Origin of the sequence: Alteromonas sp. a30, from assembly GCF_026788005.1 — a bacterium.
Lineage (GTDB): Bacteria > Pseudomonadota > Gammaproteobacteria > Enterobacterales > Alteromonadaceae > Paraneptunicella.
The window spans coordinates 113,798-132,930 of record NZ_JABEPE010000001.1; the positions used below are offsets into that span (position 1 = coordinate 113,798).

The following is a 19,133-nucleotide window of genomic DNA, read 5'->3' on the forward strand; positions in this document are numbered from 1 at the left end:
AATTCTAGAGCATTTTAAATTATTAACAATTGTTTAAATAACAATTGTTTGAGAGTGGAAAAATGGCACGGATAAATATGCAGAAGGGGTAAATAAAAAAGCAAATTTTGCGTTTTTACTTGCACATTGATTAGAAAAATTTGGGGTAAACAGGACGTTTACCCCAAAATAAGTAAATTAATATTTAAATAACAATTAATTTGTAAAAATTGTTAATAAATTTAACTTTCGTTCTGCTTTCTCCAAAAGACAGCAGCAAGAGCAGGCAGAACTAATATTGCACCCAGCATGTTTACGACGAACATGAATGTTAACAAAATGCCCATATCCATCTGGAACTTCAACGATGAGAAGACCCAAGTGCTAACGCCTACTGCAAGCGTAATTCCGGTAAATAATACCGCGCTACCGCGCTCTTTAAGTGCCTCAATGTAAGCCAAGCGACAAGACATGCCATCTCTTAACTTTTGGTTCATTGTCGAAAGAATATAAATGCCGTAGTCAACACCAATTCCCACACCAAGTGCAATAACAGGTAGCGTTGATACCGTTAAGCCAATTTCAAGGAACGTCATCAAGGCTTGTGCAAGTATCGATACCACATACAAAGGAATAATCACAGATAATGTGGCTTTAACTGATTTAAAGCTGAGTAAACAAAGCAAAACAACCGCTGCAAATACGTAAACCATCATCGGTGATTGCGCATTTTCCACTGCTTCATTTTGCGCAGCCATTACGCCTACAGGCCCAGACGCTAACTTAAAGCGTAAGTCTTCAGACTCATATTGAGTTCGATAATCCTTCACAGCAGCCACAACACGATTAATCGTTTCTGCTTTGTGGTCTTCCATAAAGAGAATAACTGGCATCACCGAACAATTACTGTTTAATAATCCAGAAGTAGTTGGTACACGACCAATGGCCTGAACCAGAGTTTGTTGATTACGAGGTAAAACCTGCCATTTGGGGTTGCCCTCGTTGTAGCCCGCGTTAACTTTTTTCGCAACAGCAGACAAACTAATTGCCGACTGAACGCCTTCTACGTTCGCCATTTTCCACTGGAAGTCGTCAATGGCATTCATGATAGTAAAATCAGTACACGCCTCTGGCTTGGTTTCTACCAGTACAGAAATGTAATCCACTGTAATCTCAAACTTATCAGTGATGAGGAAAGTATCTTGGTTGTAACGGGAATCGGCATGAAGAGCGGGCGCCCCTGCATGTAAATCACCAATTTTCATTTTTTCCGACTGATACCAACCAAATACGAATAGGATAGCTGTCACAGCAATAATGTATTTTGATACTTTATTCGTAGCGCAATGCCCAATTCGCGTCCAAACACGTTCAGCCAACTTATGATCTTTACCTGACATGCGCTGTTTATAAGCCTCTCCTAATTTCAAGTATGACATTAAGAGCGGTAACAACAGCAAGTTAGTTAGGATAATCACCGCCACTCCCATACTGGCCGTTATCGCTAACTCACGAATAATACCAATATCAATGACGAGCAATGTCATGAAGCCAACAGTATCGGAGATTAAGGCAATGCCCCCCGGAATTAGCAATTTGCGAAACGCTTTACGAGCGGCTTCTTTACAGACCTCACCGGCTAACACTTCTTTACTAACCGAGTTAATCATTTGCACACCATGGCTCACACCGATGGCAAATACGAGGAAAGGTACTAGAATTGACATAGGATCAAGACCGAAGCCAATCACTGTAAGTAAGCCCATTTGCCAAACAACGGCTATCACCGAGCATAACAATGGCAATAACGTAAGCATGATTGAGCGAGAAAAGAAGAACACCATTATCGCGGTAATCGCAATGGCAATAGCAAAGAAGATAACCACATCTTTCGCACCATCAGCCACATCACCTATCATTTTGGTGAAGCCGATAATATGAATGCTGGTACTTTCCGTTTCAAACTGGCCTCGCAGCTCAGTCTCAAGCTGTCCTGATAGCTTAAGCGTATCTAGCTTGTCTCCGGTTTTTGGATCTATATCCATTAACTGCGCACTTACCATGGCACATTGGAAATCATCTGATACTTGTCGGCCCACAATTCCGGCCTTTCCAATGTTTTCAGAAACCAATTGCAATGCTTCTGGTCTATCAGGACTAAAATCGGCTGGAATAACAGGTCCACCGGCGAAACCGCCTTCTACAATTTCAGTGAATCTTGTTGAAGAAGAATACAAAGATTTAACTTGTGAGCGATCAACCCCCGGTATAAAGAATAACTGGTCATGCACATTTTTAAGGGTGACAAAAAAATCTTTGTTAAAAATATCGCCATCGCGGTCACACACTGCTACTAACACGCTATTTGCACCACCAAAGTCTTTGCGATGCTTCATGTAGTTTTTCATATACTCATGATTTAGAGGAATATTTTTAGTAAACCCTGCATCTAACTTAAGTTGTGTAGCTTGGAATAATAGGAAAAGAGTTGTTGCAGCAAACGCCAAAATCACTAATAAGCGGTTACGAAAAATAAACAACTCAAAAAGGTTGATAAGTTTATTCATTATTGACTTTGCCTCCCTGAGTTCAACGTTTTCACACCCACTTCTGACACTGCAATAACGTTACTATTGAAAAGTACCGCCGACACTAAAGCTTTACCATCTTTGGTTTTCCCGAGGTCAACTTCCCCGTCATGCAAACGCAAGGTTGTACCGTTATTCCCAAGTAATAAAGCCGTACTTTCGTTAATCGGAAGGATTGAGTTAAAAGTAGAAGTGGTTTTCGAATCAATACGTTTCCACTCTTCCATATCTTTGGAGGATTGATACACAGAGCCACGTAGACCAGCAGCTAAAATGTTTCCATTTTCCAATGTTTTAATATCGAAAAATGAACCATAGTAACCCATATCAATACGCTTCCATGTTTGACCATAGTCATCACTGTATGACACTAACCCGGCTTCTCCAGCAAGTAGTAACCTTCCATCGTGATACGAAATACGGTTCAAATGCGGCAAAATAGACGACATTTCTTCACGATAAAATTCGGGATCTTCGTCCTTAAGTGACTCTACGTAGTCTTTATCGTCTGGGTGCAAGAAGGAAGTATGGTACTCACGAGCCCAGGTTTCTCCGCCATCAGTCGTTCTAAAAAAGACACCATAGGAACCAACAGCAATGCCATTACTATCATCTTTAAAATGAATATCCAGCAATGGACGTTGCAACTTAGGTAAAAATTGCTTAACTGACCATGACTCTCCACCATCCTTTGAGCCTAGGATGATGGCATCGTGTCCTACAGCCCAAACCGTATTTCCATTAATATAAACACTGGTAAGTAATGATTGCGTAGGAACGGTTTTTTGTGCCCAACTTTTACCATCTTGAGAGACCAATATATGCCCTCTTTCTCCAACAGCGACTAATTTTGAAGAATCCTTGTCGATGTCCAACAAAAGTGATTTCGAAGCCAACGGCGCTATAAAAGCATCGCCATTTGCTTGAGTGTCAGATAATGCGGCTCCGACAAGTAGCGTCGAAGTGAGGTAACAGGATACCGCGACAAAATGAGTTAATTTCATATCAGATAATTAAGTAGAGGATCCGTAATGGACCGAATTATGTTAATCCAATAATTTCTTGGGCATGTAGACTGATTAGGGTTTATTCATGTTCTTTTCACACCATTCCAGAAACTAATAAACCACAAGGCGTCAATCTTTACTAACGCAACAGCGACAAAAGATAGATATCAATTGTCGCTGTTGTTGAAGATAAATAAAAAGTTAAGATGTATTAAATTGCCAGTGTTAACGGCGACCTTCTCTTCTCAAAGCTTGAGGAGTAAATTCAATATCATTTAATTCGATATCAAACTCGTACATCTTTTCTTCATTATCCAAGCCAACCGCTAAGTAACGACGAGCATTCAAATCGTGGTTAACATCAAGTGTTGACCAATGAGTTGGAATCTCGTAATAGTTGACACCATATGCAACATTCACTCGGTATAATTCACCGCGATTGTCATACATGTCGGCAACTTGAATCTGCCAGCTATCTTCATCAATATAGAAAACACGTTTTTCATATACGTGACGCAGCCCTTCTTTTAGCGTTGCTTCCACCACCCAAACACGGTGCTTCTCATAACGCGTTAGGTCTGGATTGATATGCCCAGGCTTCAAAATATCATCGTATTTTACGTCGTTGCTGTGTAATTTATAATTGTTATAGGCAACATACATCTCCTTTTTGCCTTTCAATTCCCAGTTATAACGGTCAGGAGCACCGTTAAACATATCTAAATCATCACTGGTACGTAAGCCATCAGACGCCGTTCCCGGAGCATCATAAGCAACGTTCGGTGCACGACGTACACGGCGTTGACCGGTATTGTATGTCCACGCCTGACGAGGTTGTTTAACCTGATCCATTGTTTCGTAAACCAACAATGCTGTTCCTGCTAAGCGCGCTGGGACGGTTACTTTTTGTTTGAATTTAAACAACATGTTTTCTTCAAACAAGGTTTCTGGCGTTGCATCTTTTTGTGAATACTTCACCATCAATACATCGTCAAAACCAATGATCGTGTAATCGCCTGAAGCCGTTGGTGCGGCTTGCCCACCAAAACGACGGACACCTTGACCGCGATAGCGTAAGAGGTGATTCCAAATAACTTCTAAACCATTTTGAGGAATTGGAAATGGAACCGCTTTTGATGCGTTTTTCACACCGTTACCGCCCTCAACCAATTCTGCATTCATCGCATTGACTTTCGCAGCATCATAAATCCACTCTGGGTTTGAAGCCGTTCTGCGTGAGGGATAAACTGGCATTTTGAACGTTTCAGGATAGGTCTCAAATAGTTTTACCTGACCTTCTGAAAGGTTGTCAGCGTATTCTTTGTAATTTTTACTGGTAATAGTAAAAAGAGGTTTATCTTCCGGGAATGGATCAGGATGAAAATCACCCTCAGTGTATCCCTTTGGAGGCGTTGTGATACCGCCATTCCACGCCGGAATACTACCGTCCTTATTACCCGCTTTAAGCCCACCTAGCGGCGTGAGTTCTGTTCCTAATTTTGCCGCTTCTTCTTTTGATACCTTAGCATCAGCTACAGATACACTCAGAGCCAAGGTGATAGCGCTTGCTACTAGAGCTACTCTCTTCATAATAATTTCCCCCTTGGACTAAATAGCGTATTTAAAATTCAATGAAATAAAGTCACGATCTGACAAACCATTAGCAGCACCACCACCCCAAAACGCATTGTAGGAGAAAGTAGCTGACATTCTGCTTAGGTAGTCAAACGTGAATGAAATGTTTGAAGACTTGCGTCCTTCAAAGAATAAGAACATTGGATTTGGTGTGTAACCATCAACATCGTGAGAGAAAGTTGCTCTCACTTGTAAGTTAACACCTGATGCTACGTTGTTAAAATCCGCTAACGCAAGTAAACGGTAACCCCACGCATCATCAGTGGCAAACTGCCCTTCTACTTCTGGACCGTTAGATAGACCAACATGCAAACCATTTCTGTTGGAAATGATGCTACCATCATCGGCTCTCAATGGCTCAAGGCCTCCAGAGCGGAAAGTGCCCGGTACTTCTAAACGTAATAAGCTCGGATCTGGCATGTCACGAATATCGACATAACCTACTTCACCCAATAATACGAGGTTATCTGTTCCCCACGTTGGTCCGAACAAATGGCTCACCGTAAATTGTGCCTGAACGGTATCAGACTCAATATAACCTTCTAAAAACTCGCCGGGAACTGGCGCACGACCAAGTATGTAATTATCAACTTGTGAAATACCTGCCAAATCTGGACGCAAACCCGCCGCAGCTAATTGCTCAGGAAATGCTGCATAGAGTACTTCTACATCGTCGATTTGAAGAGGTTCATCTACTCTATAGGCAATTTCACCCGCAACCGATGTTTCACCAATATTCGTATTAAAGCTGAAACCATAAAGCTTAATGTCTTCTGGGAAGAAGGCTTCAACCTGTGGGAACGCCGCTAAATCGGTGATATTTTCATAGTTAATTTCATTTGCAGCTAAATAAGCGACACCTTGGCCTAAACCAGCCGCTGTGTAATTAGCCGCCGTACCACCTAATAAAGGTCGCTTGCTGTGGTAGTTGATGTGATAAAAACCGAATTCAGTATCGTTCAAATCAGGCGCTAAATAACTTAGCTTAATACCGTACTGGCCTTGATCATCTGCATCGTTGTAGAAGTTATCGCTATAGCCGCGAATTGCTACTTTTGTTGCATGAGAAAGCAAGGCTGCAGCAGCTAATTGTGGGTCAAGACCTCCGCGAATTTGATCACCCAAGTTATTTAAAGAATTAATTAGGAAAGCTGCGTCGGTATCAGGGTTTCGAGTAAATGCCAATTGGATATTATTTAAATAACCACCATCACCTGCGAAATCGTTGGTAGAGAAATAGCTACCCGATGGAGGCAAGATGCTTCTCTCATATTGGTATTGATAATATGCTTCTAGGCCAATATTTTCAGTCAAACCAATTGAAGCGTACAACGTGCCTACAGGAATAAACACTTCTTTTAATTCTGCACCCGGCGCTCTTGCACGCGCAACGTCAATTGGGTTTACGGTATTAATACCATGCTGAATGAAGGTGCTTTCACCCCAACTAATAACCTGATCACCTAAACGAACAGAAATGGGCATATCACCAATATAAAAATCCGCGTAAGCAAAAGCGTCGAGTAAACGAATATCCTTACAGAGATTTTCACTTGCACGATCATCAGCACAAGGGTCGTTAGGCTCGTTAAATCCGGCTAACTGACCTGAAAGAGGATTGGTCCACGCACGAGTACCATCTTCAAGCTCCATATCGTAAAAATACAAAACACGGCTAAAGAAGCCGACATTTTTGTAATTTAACTCGATATCATGTGTGCCTTTTAGCAAGATAGAGAAGAACTCACCTTCATCAAAATTAAGATTGCCGTTGTCCGAGTTTGCAGAATAGGCCCCCACATCTGAGTTGATGGCCCATATGTCTTCACCAGAGTAAATAATGTTGTCGACCATGTTGTAACCGGTCCAATCTAAGTTGGGTTGGCTACTTTTTGCAATCCTGTTGTAATCGCGATCTTCAATACGCATTCCCGCGCCAATAGAGAAAGTCGAATCGATCTTAAAAGTTAGATCGCCTTTTTCCCATTCAACGGCTTGCACCGGCGCATGGATGGAAGCTAACGCAATAGCTAACCCCATTGCTAAAGGTGACTTTTTGATAAAACGTGACCCTATTTTCATATTATTAATTCTCCCCTGTCTTTGCAGGATGGGTTGGTGTGCTCTCGTTTCCAAAACCCTAAACCTTGAAGCCTAGCTGATTAGAAAATGTTCAAAACAGTCCAAATTCTCACTAGACACTTCAAAAAACTAAGGTTTAATGAGCGCCGGAGTCCCAAGATTCCTGAGCGCGCAAAAAGATTAACAAAATAATTACATCATTTTAAATCTTACGCAAGAACTAATCCTACCAGTTAGGATTTGCTAAGAAAACTCCTTAACATCAAGTACTAACTGACTTTTTCAAATGAACTTACCTTGTTATCCATGTCGGTAATAAGTCGAAACCGTCCTCTAATCCCCATTCTAGTAACAAATGGTCGAAGATTTGAAGAAGGTAAGCGAACTCTCTCCCCTGATTCCGATTGAATAAGAACAGAATTGTTACCAGGCATATACAAATTTTCGCATTCCGGGTAACTAAGGTTTATTGAAAAAAAGAAAGTAGCCACAAAAAAAATCCTTAACGATTAAATCTGTAATGCTTTAGTCACTTTTTCGAATATATCCGAGCTTAAATCGGGCTCATCAGCGATCCTAATTAATTGCCCCTGCATTAAGTCTCTACGTTCTCCCTGATATTTTTTCCATTGACTTAACGGCGTAATAATTCTAGACGCTACTTGAGGATTTATCCTGTTTAATTCGATAACTGCATCAGCGACATAGCGATAACCTGAACCATCATTCTTATGGAAGCCGAGTGTATTTCTAAAAGCGAACGCTCCCACCACTGCTCTTACGCGGTTTGGATTAGAAAGTGTATACTGTGCATGAGAACTAATTAGCGCGAGTCTTGACAAAATATCATCCGATTCCACCTCCGCATGTAAGGCAAACCACTTATCCAAAACAAGCACATCATCACGCCATTTTTGTTCGAATGAAGCCATTAAATTATCAAAGACCGGTAAGTTATGTTTCTGAGCAGCCTTTAATGCCCCTAAAACATCGGTCATGTTATCCGCTTTTTCAAATTGGTTAACAATAACGTTGGCGTTGTCTTGGTTACTCGCCAAATTTGATAAACAAACGTTTTTAAAACGACGCTGTGCAACTTGTGCAGGCTCATATTGATAATCAATTGCAGGCATTTGTAGGTATTCTTGTAACATTTTGTTAGAAAAATGTTTAGCGATACGCTGCTTCATATCCGATATTGCTGAATACAAGTGATCGACGTCGATGCTATCAAGCAATTGCGCGACAGAATCAAAGTTCGGCACACTGAAAAGTTCAGCTAATAATGCTAAATCAGCAGGCTTTTCAACCAACACTGTATCTAAAATTGATATTATATTTTCCGACTTCTCATTGTTAATGGCTTGTTTGTTTTCAACAGCCTCTAATATGGCGTCAAGATACAGCTTTTGCCCAGCTTCCCAACGGGAAAAATCGTCTGTTGAATTTCTAATAATATGAGAAAGTTCATCAATACTTTGTTCGAAATGCACTTTGACAGGGGCGCTGAAACTTCTAAACAGATCAACAACAGGCTTTTGCTTAAGATTTGAGAATTCAAACGACTGGGAATCCTGCGTTAACTCCAAGACCTGATGTGTATCGCCATTTGCATTTAGGGCTTCCGCTTCACCATTCGCATTCAGCAAACTGATGTCGACTGGGATATGCAGCGGGCTTTTCTCCGTCTGATCGGCTGTCGGTTTGGTTTCCTGAGTAAGCGTTAAAGTATACCTGCCGTTTGCATCATCAAAATCTTCCTTCACTGTCACTTCGGGAGTACCGGACTGGGAATACCAGCGTCTAAATAACGTCAAATCTTTACTATTCGCTTGTTCCATGGCCGACACGAAGTCATCACAAGTAACAGCTTGCCCATCATGTCGCTGAAAATACAAATCCATGCCTTTACGAAAACCTTCAACACCAAGCAAGGTGTGCATCATGCGAATAACTTCTGCTCCTTTGTCGTAAACAGTCACGGTGTAGAAGTTATTCATTTCGATCACTTCATCCGGGCGGATTGGGTGAGACATGGGACCGGAGTCTTCCGCGAATTGATGCTCTCGCATGACTTTTACTTGGTTAATGCGGTTAATCACAGGCGACGACATATCGCTAGAAAATTGCTGGTCGCGGAAAACAGTTAAACCTTCTTTTAGGCTTAATTGGAACCAATCACGGCAAGTAACACGGTTGCCCGTCCAGTTATGAAAGTATTCATGCGCGATAATGGATTCAACATTAAAGAAATCATCATCGGTCGCTGCTTGGCTATCAGCGAGCACACATTTACTATTAAAGATATTAAGCCCTTTATTTTCCATTGCCCCCATGTTGAAGAAATCCACTGCAACGATCATGTAGATATCTAGATCGTATTCAAGTCCAAACGTATCCTCATCCCAACGCATCGATTTTTTCAGAGACTCAAGGGCATGATGAGCTCTTGATGCATTGCCAATATCGACAAAAAGCTGTAACTGAACCTCCCTACCAGACATAGTAGTGTAGGTATCCTCAACAATATCAAACTGCCCTGCTACTAAGGCAAATAGATATGAAGGCTTCTTAAACGGGTCGTGCCACTTTACCCAATGCTTACCATTATCCAACTCGCCTTTTTCAATACAGTTACCATTGGCTAATAAAGATGGATACAGGGTTTTATCTGCATAAAGGGTGACACTATAGGTTGCTAACACATCGGGACGATCGAGAAAATAGGTAATTTTGCGAAAGCCTTCTGCTTCACACTGCGTACAAAACGTTCCGTTTGATAAATATAAACCTTCAAGACTGGTGTTATTTTCAGGATCAATCTGATTTTCAATTTCCAGCACAAACTCATCAGGCAACGCATTTAAAACTAATTTACCCTGTAGTGCTTGATAATCGGTATGGACTTCCCCATTCACCTTGACCGACAACAGAGTCAACTGCTCGCCATCAAGCACTAACGCTTCTTGATGCTCGCCATTTCGACGAACATGAGATTTCGCCATCACTTTCGTTTCATTTGGCTCTAGCCAGAATGTCAGGTCAACAGTATCAATTAAAAATTGGGGAGGAACATAATCCAATCGTTTTTTTGCCACGGGTGCAGTATTCGTCATAGACCTTTCTCCTGAATGCTAATTCGCCGTTTGTGCTACGTCTTTCTCAGCACTCTGTATAGGCGGCTCAATACGTAAAATTTTAATACCAACAAAAGCATAGATAATGGCTAAAACTGGATTTATCAAATTAAACAAAGCATAAATCGCATATTCGAAAGGATGGACCGCCAACACACTGTGCATATAAGCACCACAGGTATTCCATGGAATGAGCGGTGATGTTAGCGTTCCGCCATCTTCAAGGCTTCTCGACAAATTAAGCTGATGCAGCCCGCGCTTGGCAAATTCTTCTTTATACATTCTGCCCGGCATAATAATCGACATATATTGATCTGCTGTGATCAAATTCGTACCAAAACAAGTTAGGATAGTTCGAGTAACCATATCGCCAGCGGATTTTGCGCCTTTTAGGAAGGTGCTTACCGCGCGCTTCAATAGTCCGACTTTTTCTAAAACTGAGCCAAATGTTAAGGCGCACATGATCAACCATATCGTCGTTAACATATTCGCCATCCCGCCACCGCTTAATAAGTCGTTGAGTTCCGCATTTGAAGTATTAAACTCGACCCCCGCATACAGCGTTTGCCAAACCACGGTTAACCCACCATAGCTCGCTACGTCACTACGAGAAGCAACTTCCTGAATGACTTCCGGTTGAAATACAATTGCCCAAAGTCCACCAAGTAAGGCTCCAATAGATACCGCTGGGAACGCAGGCATTTTCTTAATCGCAAGTGTTAACAACACCACAAGCGGGATTAACATTTGCCAACCAATATTAAATTCTTGATTGAGCAGTATTTGCATTTCTGCGATTCGTTCAGAAGACGCTTCACTTGAGGCGTTAAAACCGATAATCGTAAAGATAATTAGTGCAATAAGCATACTTGGAATGGTTGTCCAAAGCATGTAACGGATATGTTCAAATAAGTCGGTTCCTGCAACAGCAGGAGCAAGATTCGTTGTTTCAGATAATGGCGAAATCTTATCACCAAAATACGCACCGGAAATAACAGCTCCCGCAGTAATGGCTTCAGACATGCCCATGCCATTTGAAACGCCCATTAACGCCACACCAACAGTAGCGGCGGTTGTCCAACTACTACCAATACTCATGGCCACCACTGCACAAATTATGCTGGTCGCGGTGTAGAACAAAGACGGGTTAAGTAACTCTAAGCCATAATAGATTAGTGTTGGAACCGTACCTGACAATAACCATGTGCCAATCAAGGAGCCTACAGCCAATAGAATAAGGATTGCACCCAATGAAACGGTAATGCCCTTAATTATTCCCTCTTCTATGTCTTTCCACTTGTATCCATTCTTCATGCCAATTAACGCACTTACCGCCATCGCTAGCAGCAACGCTATTTGGTTTGGGCCACTTGAAGAATCATTTCCAAAAAGAAAAACAGAGGAAGATAAAAGGAATACGAGAAAGATGATTGGGATCAAAGAATCAAGTAAAGAGGGTTCTTTATAATTCTGCGTCATAAATTTGAACTCTGGTTGCGTTTACAGCTAAAAAGCAAATGCAGGTAGTTGGAATTGCTGCCAAGTACCTGCTCGATGAAATTAGGGTTGTTATGGGTTTAGTACAGAACGCACAAACATAAGCAATATAACGATAGGACAGACAAACTTGACGTACGTGGGCCAAATCTTCCAAAACAGACTAGACTCAATGTCCTCATATCCCTTTTTAAGCTCTTGTAGTTTGCTGTTCCGATTCCATAACCATCCAACAAAAACACATAATATTAATCCAAGTATCGGTTGACTGTATTCAGTTGTTATCGACACCACAAGGACAAATAACGCATCGAAGTTTAACGCGATAGTAATACTAATTGCCATAATAATACCCGCAATTAGCCAAACCGCTTTCGGACGACTTAACGAAGTATCTTCCACGACATAAGAAACCGGCACTTCCAACATAGAAATAGATGATGTGAGTGAGGCAATGACCATTAGGGCAAAAAATGCTAAGGCGATGATGTTACCAATGGAACCCATCGTCTCAAACAAAGCGGGTAAGACAGTGAGAATAAGCTGATCACCGTTTATCAAACCACCGGATTCATTAAAAATCTCAACGCCGTTATGAAGTGCGACGTACATCGCAGGAATAATCAACAAGCCAGCTAAAATCGCGACGCCAATATCAACAAGTGCAACGGATGCCCCCAACACTGGCAAATTCTCTTTGTCGTTTACATAGGACGCATATACCAACATAGTTCCCACACCTAAGGACATAGAAAAGAACGCCTGTCCCATCGCACTGATGAGCAGTTCTGTGCTAAAAACAGCAGAGAAGTCGGGGGATAAATAAGCTTCGAGTCCGGCTTGTGCACCATCAAGGGTAGCAACATAAACGATCAGGATGGCAATGATAACAAAAAGCGTTGGCATCAACCTGACTGACCATTTTTCAATACCGTTGCTCACACCACCAACCACAATGCCGGCAGTTAACACAATAAAGATAGCGCTAAATATACTGTTTCTGGAATCCGAAAAAGCGCTCAGCCACTGAGAAATGTCTGTCAGTCCCGCAATATCAGTTAGCGCTTTTAAGCAATATGAAATCATCCAGCCAGCCACTATGGCATAGAACGACAGGATGAGAGAAACGGTAACAAAGCCCCAGAAACCAACGCCTCTAGACCACTTTTTCCCAGTAATTTTCTCAAAAGCATCTGCGGTATTTGATCTTGTTGCTCGCCCTATTACTAACTCAGCCATCAGAACAGGATAAGCCAATACAAACGCCAGAATAAGATAGACAACAACAAACGCTGCGCCACCGTTACTTGCCACTTGAGTCGGAAAGCCCCAAATATTTCCTAGCCCAACAGCGGAGCCCGCAGCCGCTAAAATAAATCCCAATCTGGAGGAAAACTCACCCCTATTATTCATTGATTATTTCCCGAATTAATTATTATTTTACACGGTTATTAAGTGGCTGAAATCCTAACCAATTTAACGAATTATTAACAGTTCCAGACCCAAAATAATTGCTTCGTCCCGCTGTAAACAAGGCTTTTTGAACAAATAACATTCAAAAAAAAGGCGAGCACTTAAGACTCGCCTAATAGATTTTTGTCATCCGCTAATGCGTGTTGATGGCATATTTTCCTGTTTCTACCACATCCAGCATAATAAGAGCAGTTTCATCTAAGAAAGCGTCTATTTCTTCCACTTCCTCAGGAACATCATCTAAATTTTCGACAGGCTCTTTACCCAATCGCTTTAAACGTTCATTGGTACGAGTTAATTCTCTTAATTCATCTTCTTCTTTATCTGCCAGACGCTCTGCCTCAACCAAAGAAATAAAGTCCTTATCTTTTATTTCTTGGTAACGGGCAATATCATCGTAGACATAGCTAAACTCAGGATTTTTAGCAATTCGACGCTGATGGCGTTCAGTTACCAATTTGATGGCATCTTCACTATTTCCAAACGTTGTGTAGGATGCTCGCTTAATACTATCCCAAGGTAAAGCCGACTCTGCCTGACTCTCTCCCCAATCATCTGCATCAATTGGTGACGGTAACAACACATCAGGAATCACGCCCTTATGCTGGGTACTACCACCATTAATACGATAGAACTTCGCAATTGTATATTGAACGTGGCCAAGTGGATTGTCATATAAATCGTAAATGCGACCCAATCCTCGATGTTGTTGAACGGTGCCTTTTCCAAAAGTTTGTTCACCAACAATCAAGGCTCGACCGTAATCCTGCATCGCTGCGGCAAAGATCTCAGAAGCAGAAGCGCTGTAGCGATCAACTAATACTGTTAACGGTCCTTCATAAAAGGTAACGCCATCTGTATCACTTTCAACGTCAATGCGCCCTGCACTGTCACGAATTTGAACAACAGGGCCTCTATCAATAAATAATCCTGAAACAAGTTTGGCTTCTGTAAGTGAGCCGCCCCCATTACCGCGTAAATCGATAATCACGCCTTCGACATCTTTTGATTTCAAGCTTTCGATTTCTTTTTTAACGTCTACATGCAAATTATTGTAAAAAGAAGGAATCGAAATAACGCCTACTTTCTTACCTTTATGCGCGCCATCTTGGGGAACGATAACATCAGATTTAGCAGCTCTATCTTCTAACTTGATTTTATCTCGCGTAATAGGAACAACAATTGGCTCACCTTCTCGCGTAGGTTTCACCACTTGAAGTCGCACTTCTGTGCCTTTTGGGCCTTTAATGAGGTCGACAACTTCGTCCAAACGCCATCCGATTACATCAACGAACTCTTCACCTTCCTGAGCAACCCCAACAATTTTATCTTTAGGTTTAATTTTGTTTGAGAGATCAGCTGGTCCTCCCGGAACGATACTGCGAATAACAGTGAAATCATCTTCGCTTTGTAACACAGCACCGATGCCCTCAAACGACAAATTCATTTCCATTTGAAAACGATCTGCTCGTTGTGGTGACAGGTAGCTAGTGTGCGCTTCGATGGTTCGCGCAAAGGAGTTCATAATCGTTTGAAAAACATCCTCACTCTTGGTTTGAGTTAGACGTTTACTAGCACGCTTATAACGCTTAGTTAATAAGTCTTTAATTTCTTCTTCAGATTTGCCTGCCAATTTCAAGTTAAGTGCATCGTACTTAACTCTCTGCCGCCAAACTTCATCTAGTTCCGCTTCAGATTTCGCCCAGTCTACATCTTCGCGATCATAGTAGTATTTATCGCCTTCCTTACTAAAATCAAATTTAGAGTCAAGTAAGGTCAGGGCATATTCAAAACGTGATATACGTTTCTCTAAGCTCTTTTGATAAATTGTATACGCGTCTTTCAACTTACCTTTATACAAGGCATCATCGAAGGCATGTTGATACTTTCTCATCGCATCAACATCGGCTTGTACAAAAATAGATTTATTAACGTCTAAAGATTGAATGTAACGCTCGAAAATCGCTTCAGAAAAGGAATCGTCTAGCTTTATTTTTTTATAATGCGTTCGCAAAAATTGTGCTGAGATCCGTTTAGAAGCGACCGCGTGTTGCGATTCTTGCTCTAAATTTGGCAGTGAATAGTCTTCCTCTGCCTGTTTTTCTTTAGCACATAAACTCGTGCTCAACAAAATTGATGTTGCAACTGCCGAGACGCGAAGCATTTTTTTCATATTACGACCTTTTAGCTTTTGCCAATCGCAACTTATCCTCTGTCACTCGAATTTGCATTCCAGATTGAAGTTGCACTTGGACTCCATCCTTACCAACCTCAGTAATCACAGCGGGCATAGGTGCTTTTCCTACTTTCACTGTTACTTCTGTACCACTGATTAATTGTTCAGCGGTTAATTTCTGAGGAATGACTTTAGTTGGTTTCGGTTTACCAGTAGAAGTTCCATTTAGTTTAGCTGGCTTATCACCGTTTTTCTTATTCGTTACCGGAGCTTTTGCGAATTTCTGCTTATTATTCGCCTGCTTACGGCGTTCTGATGCCTTTTGCTTGCTCTCTTTTAGTTGTAACAAAGCATGATCAGCATGTTCTTTCTCAACTAAATCTCCTTCATTACCTTGAAGATCTACACGAGCCACGCCTTCTTTTACAGAATAAAGATAACGCCAACTACTGGTGTAGTGACGTAATGCTGCTCTTAAGGTGGTCTTACTTAAGCGAGATTCTTCTTTTAACGCTTCTGCGAGTTCTTGGAAGATACCGATTTTTAGCGGTTTGGCCTCCCCTTCGATAGAAAAACATGAAGGAAATGATTCAGCCAAAAAGGCAATGACTTCTTTACTGCTGGAGAATTTCTCAGAACTATCCATTTGGTTATTTATCAACATTAATCTGGTTCAAATGAGTTTGCATCATCCCAAGTTGCCATCAAATGGTCAACCCAATCACTTAAATCTTGAGTATCAATATCCAGTAAATGCTGGTCTTCAAGCCAGACATCCCATACTTTTTGGATTTGATGTTCAAGAGTTTCGACGGGTATATCCTCTGGCGATCTGTCATAAAGCATAAACAATAGATCGTTTAATCTATCAGAAGCTGCTTCAGCCAGATCCTCCCAAGCGTCCAGATCAGCTGGCGTTGAGAGGGCAACATGGATGTCTAATAATGATTTCAAGCAATCGCCGCCTGCACGATTGCTACGACTTTTGATAGACCCTCTAAATCTTCGTTGTCAAAACGTGAGAATTTGGGACTATCGATATCTAAAACACCTTGCACTTCGTCGTTAACGACAATCGGCAACACAATTTCAGAATTTGAGGCTTGGTCACATGCTATGTGACCTTCAAACTGGTGGACATCCTCTACAATTTGAGGTTTTTGGGTTTTTGCGGCTGTACCACAAACACCACGTCCTAACGGAATTCTGACACAAGCAGGTTTCCCTTGAAAAGGACCAAGAACAAGTTGCTCGCCTTTAAGGAAGTAAAAACCTGCCCAATTAATATCCGGTAAAGCATTCCAAATCAACGCACTCACATTTGCTAAGTTCGCGATAACATCGGACTCACCTTCAAGCAACGCTTTCGTTTGCTCTTCTAATTCCACGTATAACTGCTGTTTATTTTTCGCCATATAATAAAACTCTTAATCATTGCCACCTGCGGCAACACTTACGTAAAGACCTAAGTTACGCAATCAATCATTCAACTAATATTCCAACTCAAATACCACTTCAACTCGCGCATGAAGATCGACCTCACCGGGCATAAAGCCTCCCGCACTATCAGCGACGGCCATACTCTTCTCTAGACGAGGTGCAAAACTTTGTGCAGAACCAAGCTCTTTTACACTAACCGCTTGGCCTATTTTAGCCCCTACGTTTTGAGCAATTCTTTCTGCGCGCAAAGCGGCATTTGTCATCGCCAAATCAACTGCTTGTAAATATCCCAACTGAGGCTGAGATACAGAATAATTGAAACCGTCAATTCCAGTTGCTCCGCCTTTTACAAGGCGATCAATGAGGTAATCAAATTTATCTAACTCATCAAAACTGACTTTTATCTGGCGATACAGACGAAATCCCTTATTTTCCCGTTGGTTATTCACATATTCATACCAAGGCATTATTTGAATATGTAACGACTGGATATGTTTTTCTTCAACGCCACTTTCTAATAATACTTTTACCAAATGTTCTGTTTTTTGAGATAGTGCTTTATTCAGCTTACTCACATGTAAGCCTTTTTCTTCTATGGATAAATTAAAATGAAATCTATCAGGCTGCTGTGAAACGTAAGCCTCTCCAATCACAGTGATGGTTTTGAGTGGCTCCGCGTAACTCACGAAAGCGATACATAACACCATTAACGACAAACTAATCTGTTGTGTAACACGCAATATTGACTGTCTCATTTTTTCACCTCTTACTATCTGGCTTATGTAGGGAGACAACTTTTAGTAAAAAGTATTAAGCTCACGAAGTTTGACCAGAAGACATAATCAAGCGGGATCGGGATATTACCATTTAAAGCCGAGCGCACAAGTGCTTTGTCCTTAAGATGTGTAGAAAGAAATGCAGAAATAAAAAAGGCCAGTCTGAAACCAGGCTGACCTTAATGTTATTGATAGGCTCAATTAACCACGGCTTTCAATTGGCTCAACAGAGCGCAATTCTTCACCTGTGTATTCCGCAGAAGGACGAATAATGCGGTTATCTGCACGTTGTTCAAATACGTGACCCGCCCAGCCTGTCACACGAGACATGACAAAGATGGGGGTAAATAACGGTGTAGGGATTCCCATGAAGTTGTATGCACTCGCGTGGAAAAAGTCTGCGTTACAGAACAGTTTTTTCTCACGCCACATGATTTCTTCACAACGCACTGATACTGGATACAACACCGTATCACCCACTTCTTCCGCTAATTTTTCAGACCAAAGCTTGATGATTTCGTTACGCGGGTCTGATTCACTATAAATGGCATGACCAAAGCCCATGATTTTGTCTTTATTTTTCAACATCGTCATGATGCCTTCTTCTGCGTCATCAGCAGAATTCCAGCGTTGAATCATTTCCATTGCGGCTTCGTTTGCACCACCGTGTAAAGGACCACGCAAAGAGCCAATGGCGCCCGTGATGCATGAATGTAGGTCGGATAATGTTGACGCACAAACACGCGCGGTAAACGTAGAAGCGTTGAACTCGTGTTCAGCATAAAGAATCAATGAAACATGCATGACTTTTTCATGCAGCTCAGATGGTTTCTTACCATGTAGCATGTGCAAGAAATGGGCACCTATGCTGTCGTCGTCCGTTGCCGTTTCAATCTTCACACCGTCGTGACTAAAGCGATACCAGTAACAAATAATACTTGGGAAAGCCGCCAATAAACGATCAGCTTTATCTTCTTGCTCAGAAAAGTCGGTTTCCATTTCTAAGTTACCGAGCATAGAGCACCCTGTACGCATGACATCCATTGGATGTGCTGATTTAGGGATCTGCTCCAATACTAACTTCAACGCTGCTGGAAGCGCTCTCATGGTTTTTAACTTAGTTTTGTATTCAGTCAATTCCGTTGCATTTGGCAACTTGCCTTTCAATATTAAATAAGCGACTTCTTCAAATTGACATTTTTCAGCTAATTCCTTTACGTCATAGCCACGGTAGGTTAAACCTGAACCGGATTTACCTACCGTTGATAATGCGGTTTTACCTGCTACCTGACCGCGCAAACCTGCGCCTGACAACTTCTTTTCAGCCATAATTGCTCCAAAAA

At 41.6% G+C, this 19,133-nt stretch carries 14 protein-coding genes; all 14 read right to left on the reverse strand.

The window, feature by feature from the left end; all coding sequences use genetic code 11:
- Positions 1 to 221: 221 nt before the first annotated feature.
- Positions 222 to 2,546, reverse strand: coding sequence for an efflux RND transporter permease subunit (locus HJG39_RS00525; protein WP_268405502.1), 2,325 nt, complete (start codon positions 2,544 to 2,546; stop codon positions 222 to 224).
- The gene (locus tag HJG39_RS00530; protein ID WP_268405504.1) at positions 2,546 to 3,571 is read right to left on the reverse strand and encodes a YCF48-related protein; all 1,026 of its coding nucleotides are present in this window, start codon (positions 3,569 to 3,571) and stop codon (positions 2,546 to 2,548) included. Before HJG39_RS00530 ends, HJG39_RS00525 begins: the two co-directional genes overlap by 1 nt.
- Before the next feature lie 228 nt (positions 3,572 to 3,799).
- On the reverse strand, positions 3,800 to 5,164 hold the full coding sequence (locus HJG39_RS00535) for a DUF1329 domain-containing protein (protein ID WP_442780985.1): 1,365 nt from the start codon (positions 5,162 to 5,164) through the stop codon (positions 3,800 to 3,802).
- Between the two features lie 18 nt (positions 5,165 to 5,182).
- Positions 5,183 to 7,291, reverse strand: coding sequence for a DUF1302 domain-containing protein (locus tag HJG39_RS00540; RefSeq protein WP_268405506.1), 2,109 nt, complete (start codon positions 7,289 to 7,291; stop codon positions 5,183 to 5,185).
- 269 nt (positions 7,292 to 7,560) lie between these two features.
- Positions 7,561 to 7,782, reverse strand: coding sequence for a DUF2835 family protein (locus HJG39_RS00545; protein WP_268405508.1), 222 nt, complete (start codon positions 7,780 to 7,782; stop codon positions 7,561 to 7,563).
- An 18-nt stretch (positions 7,783 to 7,800) separates the two neighbouring features.
- Positions 7,801 to 10,407 (reverse strand): aminopeptidase N, encoded by a 2,607-nt coding sequence (gene pepN, locus HJG39_RS00550; RefSeq protein WP_268405510.1) that lies wholly within the window; start codon positions 10,405 to 10,407, stop codon positions 7,801 to 7,803.
- Between the two features lie 18 nt (positions 10,408 to 10,425).
- Complete coding sequence (nhaC, locus tag HJG39_RS00555; RefSeq protein WP_268405512.1) at positions 10,426 to 11,907, reverse strand: Na+/H+ antiporter NhaC; 1,482 nt, start codon at positions 11,905 to 11,907, stop codon at positions 10,426 to 10,428.
- A gap of 90 nt (positions 11,908 to 11,997) precedes the next feature.
- Positions 11,998 to 13,338 carry a sodium-dependent transporter gene (locus tag HJG39_RS00560; protein ID WP_268405514.1) on the reverse strand — a complete coding sequence of 447 codons (1,341 nt, stop codon included), beginning with the start codon at positions 13,336 to 13,338 and terminating at the stop codon, positions 11,998 to 12,000.
- Between the two features lie 193 nt (positions 13,339 to 13,531).
- A complete protein-coding gene (gene prc / locus HJG39_RS00565) occupies positions 13,532 to 15,571 on the reverse strand; it encodes a carboxy terminal-processing peptidase (RefSeq protein WP_268405516.1) in 2,040 nt (679 codons plus the stop codon).
- 1 nt (position 15,572) lies between these two features.
- Entirely contained in the window at positions 15,573 to 16,220 is a 648-nt protein-coding gene (gene proQ, locus HJG39_RS00570) for an RNA chaperone ProQ (RefSeq protein ID WP_268406248.1), read from the reverse strand.
- 17 nt (positions 16,221 to 16,237) lie between these two features.
- Positions 16,238 to 16,528 (reverse strand): hypothetical protein, encoded by a 291-nt coding sequence (locus HJG39_RS00575; RefSeq protein ID WP_268405518.1) that lies wholly within the window; start codon positions 16,526 to 16,528, stop codon positions 16,238 to 16,240.
- Positions 16,525 to 16,989: a GAF domain-containing protein gene (locus tag HJG39_RS00580; protein ID WP_268405520.1), complete on the reverse strand. Its 465-nt coding sequence runs from the start codon at positions 16,987 to 16,989 to the stop codon at positions 16,525 to 16,527. Before HJG39_RS00580 ends, HJG39_RS00575 begins: the two co-directional genes overlap by 4 nt.
- A gap of 75 nt (positions 16,990 to 17,064) precedes the next feature.
- Positions 17,065 to 17,769 carry an SIMPL domain-containing protein gene (locus tag HJG39_RS00585; RefSeq protein ID WP_268405522.1) on the reverse strand — a complete coding sequence of 235 codons (705 nt, stop codon included), beginning with the start codon at positions 17,767 to 17,769 and terminating at the stop codon, positions 17,065 to 17,067.
- A gap of 222 nt (positions 17,770 to 17,991) precedes the next feature.
- Positions 17,992 to 19,119, reverse strand: a complete 1,128-nt coding sequence (gene prpC, locus HJG39_RS00590; RefSeq protein WP_268405524.1) for a bifunctional 2-methylcitrate synthase/citrate synthase — start codon at positions 19,117 to 19,119, stop codon at positions 17,992 to 17,994.
- Between the last annotated feature and the right edge of the window lie 14 nt (positions 19,120 to 19,133).

Coding starts and splice junctions, on each gene's coding strand:
- nhaC (WP_268405512.1), bottom strand. CDS start 11,907: ATGACGCAGAATTATAAAGAACCCTCTTTACTTGATTCTTTGATCCCA.
- HJG39_RS00535 (WP_442780985.1), bottom strand. CDS start 5,164: ATGAAGAGAGTAGCTCTAGTAGCAAGCGCTATCACCTTGGCTCTGAGT.
- HJG39_RS00530 (WP_268405504.1), bottom strand. CDS start 3,571: ATGAAATTAACTCATTTTGTCGCGGTATCCTGTTACCTCACTTCGACG.
- HJG39_RS00560 (WP_268405514.1), bottom strand. CDS start 13,338: ATGAATAATAGGGGTGAGTTTTCCTCCAGATTGGGATTTATTTTAGCG.
- HJG39_RS00525 (WP_268405502.1), bottom strand. CDS start 2,546: ATGAATAAACTTATCAACCTTTTTGAGTTGTTTATTTTTCGTAACCGC.
- HJG39_RS00540 (WP_268405506.1), bottom strand. CDS start 7,291: ATGAAAATAGGGTCACGTTTTATCAAAAAGTCACCTTTAGCAATGGGG.
- proQ (WP_268406248.1), bottom strand. CDS start 16,220: ATGGATAGTTCTGAGAAATTCTCCAGCAGTAAAGAAGTCATTGCCTTT.
- prc (WP_268405516.1), bottom strand. CDS start 15,571: ATGAAAAAAATGCTTCGCGTCTCGGCAGTTGCAACATCAATTTTGTTG.
- pepN (WP_268405510.1), bottom strand. CDS start 10,407: ATGACGAATACTGCACCCGTGGCAAAAAAACGATTGGATTATGTTCCT.
- HJG39_RS00580 (WP_268405520.1), bottom strand. CDS start 16,989: ATGGCGAAAAATAAACAGCAGTTATACGTGGAATTAGAAGAGCAAACG.
- HJG39_RS00585 (WP_268405522.1), bottom strand. CDS start 17,769: ATGAGACAGTCAATATTGCGTGTTACACAACAGATTAGTTTGTCGTTA.
- prpC (WP_268405524.1), bottom strand. CDS start 19,119: ATGGCTGAAAAGAAGTTGTCAGGCGCAGGTTTGCGCGGTCAGGTAGCA.